Genomic DNA, 4563 nt, shown 5'->3' on the forward strand with positions numbered 1-4563 from the left:
GCTGCTGAAGACCCCGAACCTCGGCCGCAAGTCGCTGAACGAGATCAAGGAAGTGCTGGCTTCGCGCGGCCTGACGCTTGGCGCACGCCTCGAGAACTGGCCGCCCCAGGGCCTGGACAAGCGTTAACTCGCGAACGGTAAAAGCGGCCTCAAGGCCGTCAACGGGATGGCCTCCGGGGCCATCCGGTGCACCCGCCAGTACCTGACACGGCCGGCGGTTCATAACAGGAAAGGAAAGCACCATGCGTCACGGACACGGACTCCGCAAACTCAACCGCACCTCGGAGCACCGCCTGGCGATGCTGCGCAACATGTGCGTCTCGCTGCTCCGGCACGAGGCCATCAAGACGACGTTGCCGAAGGCCAAGGAGCTGCGCCGCGTGGTGGAGCCGCTCATCACGCTGGCCAAGGAGCCGACGCTCGCCAACCGGCGCCTGGCCTTCGATCGCACGCGTGACCGCGCCATCGTCAGCAAGCTCTTCAACGAGCTCGGCCCGCGCTACCAGGCGCGCCCGGGCGGCTACACGCGCATCCTGAAGATGGGCTTTCGCGTCGGCGACAACGCGCCGATGGCGTTCGTGGAGCTGGTCGACCGGCCGGCGCCGGTGGAGCCGGTGGCCGCCGACACCGACGCCTGACCCGGCGAACCGCGGGGCGGGCATGGCCGAGCCGCTCCTCCGGATCGCCCACCTGACGAAGAAGTACGGCGGCACCACAGTCGTCGACGACCTGTCGCTCGAGATCATGCCGGGCGAGTGTCTGGGCGTGATCGGGCCGAACGGCGCCGGCAAGACGACCACGATCCGCATCTGCCTGGGCCTCACGGGGCCCGACTCGGGCGAGATCCGGGCCTTCGGCATGCCGCTGCCGGCGCGGGTCCGCGATGCCAAGAAGCGGATCGGCGTCGTCACCCAGTTCGACAGCCTCGACCCCGACTTCACCTGCGCCGAGAACCTGCGCGTGTACGGCGCCTACTTCGGCCTGCCGCGAGCGGTGATCGACGAGCGCGTGCCGAAGCTGCTCGCCTTCGCCGCCCTGCAGGGCAAGGCGAGCGCCAGGCCGGGCGAGCTCTCCGGCGGCATGTAGCGGCGCCTGTCGCTGGGCCGCGCCCTCATCAACGACCCCGACCTGCTGCTCCTCGACGAGCCGACGACGGGGCTGGACCCGCAGGCTCGGCACCTGATGTGGGAGCGCCTCGGCACCCTGTTGCAGCAAGGCAAGTCGATCCTGCTCACGACCCACTTCATGGACGAGGCGGAGCGCCTGTGTGACCGGCTGCTGGTGCTCGACCACGGCCGCAAGATCGCCGAGGGCACGCCGCGCGGTCTGATCGCCGAGCACTTGGAGAGCGACGTCGTCGAGGTCTACGGCGACGGCGCCGCGGCAGCCGCGAAGGCCCACGGGCACCTCGCGCAGCGGCTCGAGACCAGCGGCGAGACCGTCTTCTTCTACCTGCGCGACGCGAAGCCGCTGCTCGACGCTCTGGCCTCCGACCATCGGATCCGCACCCTGCATCGCCCGGCCAACCTCGAGGACCTGTTCCTGAAGATGACCGGCCGGCAGATCCGCGACGACGGCTGACCACCATGATCGTGTCGCACTACGCCGCCCCCCAGGTCACGAGCCGCTTCTGGCCGGTGGTGATGCGCAACCTGCTGGTCTGGAAGAAGCTGGCGGTGCCCAGCGTCCTCGGCAACATCGCCGAGCCGCTGATCACGCTGGTCGCCTTCGGCTATGGCGTCGGTTCCCTGATCGGCCAGATCGACGGCCTGCCGTACATCGAGTTCCTGGCCTCGGGCAGCGTCGCGGTCAGTGCCGCCCTGGCGGCCACCTTCGAGGGCCTGTACTCGGCGTACTCACGGATGGCGGTGCAGAAGACCTGGGACTCGATCCTGAATGCGCCCGTGTCGCTTGACGACATCGTCTTCGCCGAGATGCTCTGGGCGGCCATGAAGGCGCTCTTCTCGTGTGCTGCCATCATGATCGTCATCTTCCTGCTCGGCATCAGCCGGGCGCCGACGATGCTGCTGGCCCTGCCCGTGCTGGCTCTGGTGGGGGTCACCTTCGCTTCCATCGCGCTGGTCTTCAACGCGGTGGCCAAGGGATTCGACTTCTTCACCTACTACTTCACGCTGGTCATCACGCCGATGACCTTCCTCTCGGGCGTGTACTTCCCGATCGCGCAGATGCCGCCCTGGCTGCAGACCGTGGCCAACGTGCTTCCTCTCAAGGCCGCCGTCGATCTGGTCCGGCCGCTCGTCCTGGGCAATCTTCCCGCCGATCCCGGGCTGCCGCTCCTCGTTCTCACAGGGTATGCCTGCACCGGCTACTATCTGGCGCTGGTCCTCACCCGGCGCCGTTTCTACCGCTAGCCGGCCTGTAAGCCGGGCCCGCGGGCGACGACTCTTCCACATGCAAGCACGACCGCCCGTACTGCAGCGACGCACAAGCGCCGGCATCGCCGGCGCTGCGGTCCGGCTCGTGCTTTTCGCTCTGGCCTGGCTCCTGCTCGCGACCGCGCCCGCCCGAGCCACCCAGGACTTCATGGAGCCGGAAAAGGCGTTCAGGTTCTCGGCCCGCGCGCTCGACGGCAAGACGGTCGAGGTGAGCTTCGCGATTGCGCGGGGCTACTACATGTACCGAGACCAGTTCAAGTTCGCCGCTGCCGGAGCGGCGCTCGCGCCGGTCGTGCTGCCGCCTGGCAAGGTGAAGTACGACCAGACCTTCCAGAAGGACGTAGAAACCTACCGCGACAAGGTGAGCATCGTCGTGCCCGTCCAGGAGGCGGGTGCCGAGTTCAGGCTGGTGACCACGAGCCAGGGTTGCGCCGACGCCGGCCTCTGCTACCCGCCGATGCAGAGCGAGGCCAGCGTCAGCCTCACCGGGTTCGGCGGCAGCGGCACGCTGCGGGTCATCGCGCCGGCGAGCGGCCTCTCCGCGCGTTCGACCTCCGCCTGGGCGACGGCCGCGCCGGGCCCCGCTCCAGGGGCCGCTCCGCTGGTCAACGAGACGTCGGCGATCGAGGCCGTCCTGCACGGAGGCGCATTCTGGTCGGTGGTCGGCGCCTTCTTCATCGCCGGGATCCTGCTCTCCCTCACCCCTTGCGTGCTGCCGATGCTCCCGATCGTCTCGTCGATCATCGTCGGCCAGGGTTCGCCGGGGCCGGCCTTGGCGGGCGCCGGCGGCAGCGTCCTGCGGACCAGCCTGCCCGCCTCGCCGCCGTCCGGCTCGACCGCCATGGCCTCCGGCAGCGCACCCTGCACGTCACCGACCGCCGTTTCCCGCCGGCGCGGCTTGGCGCTCGCCGCCTCGTACTCCTTCGGCATGGCCGTCGTCTACACCGCGTTCGGCGTCGCCGCGGGGCTTGCCGGCGAGGGGCTCGCGGCAGCGCTGCAGAACCCATGGGTGCTCGGCGCCTTTGCGGTCGGCCTCGTCGGCCTGGCCCTCTCGATGTTCGGGTTCTACACGGTGCAGCTGCCCCAGTTCCTCGCCTGTCGCGTCATGTCGGCGTCGCAGAAGCTGCCGGCCGGTCGCGTCGCCGGCGTCTGCGCGATGGGTGGCGTCTCGGCCCTGATCGTCAGCCCGTGCGTCGCCGCGCCCCTTGCAGGCGCCCTGCTGTACCTGAGCCAGACCCGCGACGTCTGGCTCGGCGGAACGGCCCTGTTCTCGCTGGCCGCGGGAATGAGCATTCCGCTGCTCCTGGTCGGCGCGTCGGCGGGCGCCCTGATGCCGCGTGCCGGCGCCTGGATGGTGGAGGTGAAGGCCGCTTTTGGTTTCCTGCTGCTCGGCGTCGCGCTCTGGACCATCCAGCCAGTGTTGCCGGCGTCCGTGGTGCTCGCGCTCTGGGGCACGCTGGCGCTCGGGGCGGCGTCCGCACTGCTCAAGGCCGGGCATGGCTCCATCTGGCGGCGTGCCGGCGCGGCCTTGCTCGGGCTGGTGGGCGCGGTGCAGATCGTCGGGGCAGCGGCGGGAGGCACCGACCCGCTGCAGCCGCTCGCCCGGCTCGGCATCGGCGGCAAGGAACTGGAGGTGCCGCGCTTCACGCTGGTGCGCAACGTGGCCGAGCTCGACGCTGCCGTACGCACCGCAGGGCGCCCGGTGATGCTCGACTTCTATGCCGACTGGTGCGTCTCATGCAAGGAGATGGAGCGTTACACGCTCACCGACGCCAGGGTGCAGAAGAAGCTCGCCGGCGCGCTGCTGCTGAAGGCCGACGTCACGGCCAACAACGACGACGACCGCGAGCTCCTGCGCCGTTTCCGCCTGTTCGGGCCACCGGGTACGGTGTTCTTCGACGCCAATGGCCAGGAGATCGTCGCGGCGCGGTTCGTCGGCTTCCAGAATGCCCGCCGCTTCCTCGATACCTTGGCCGCGGCAGGCCTATGACGAGACGCCCGTGTTAAACTTCCATCTCCAGTCGCGAGGTGGAGCAGTCTGGTAGCTCGTTGGGCTCATAACCCAAAGGTCGCAGGTTCAAATCCTGCCCTCGCAACCAAAAATTCAGGCTCGGTCCGGCGAAACGCCCCCCCCCGGTGGGCGTTTGGCTTTACGGGGGGCACCACC

At 69.3% G+C, this 4563-nt stretch carries 4 protein-coding genes, 1 tRNA gene and 1 pseudogene; all 6 read left to right on the forward strand.

The window, feature by feature from the left end; translation table 11 throughout:
- Positions 1–127 (forward strand): DNA-directed RNA polymerase subunit alpha C-terminal domain-containing protein (locus AC30N0_RS09815; protein ID WP_489517743.1); only part of this gene is annotated, 127 nt, incomplete at its 5' end.
- A 115-nt stretch (positions 128–242) separates the two neighbouring features.
- On the forward strand, positions 243–638 hold the full coding sequence (rplQ, locus tag AC30N0_RS09820; protein WP_489517740.1) for a 50S ribosomal protein L17: 396 nt from the start codon (positions 243–245) through the stop codon (positions 636–638).
- A 22-nt stretch (positions 639–660) separates the two neighbouring features.
- Positions 661–1581 (forward strand): annotated as a pseudogene (locus AC30N0_RS09825) (ATP-binding cassette domain-containing protein).
- 5 nt (positions 1582–1586) lie between these two features.
- Positions 1587–2372, forward strand: a complete 786-nt coding sequence (locus tag AC30N0_RS09830; protein WP_489517741.1) for an ABC transporter permease — start codon at positions 1587–1589, stop codon at positions 2370–2372.
- Positions 2373–2412: 40 nt separating this feature from the next.
- Positions 2413–4386 (forward strand): protein-disulfide reductase DsbD, encoded by a 1974-nt coding sequence (gene dsbD, locus AC30N0_RS09835; RefSeq protein ID WP_489517742.1) that lies wholly within the window; start codon positions 2413–2415, stop codon positions 4384–4386.
- 32 nt (positions 4387–4418) lie between these two features.
- A tRNA-Met gene (locus tag AC30N0_RS09840) sits at positions 4419–4495 on the forward strand.
- Positions 4496–4563 lie beyond the last annotated feature (68 nt).

The sequence above is a fragment of the Rhizobacter sp. genome (assembly GCF_031412495.1).
Classification (GTDB): domain Bacteria; phylum Pseudomonadota; class Gammaproteobacteria; order Burkholderiales; family Burkholderiaceae_C; genus Schlegelella_A.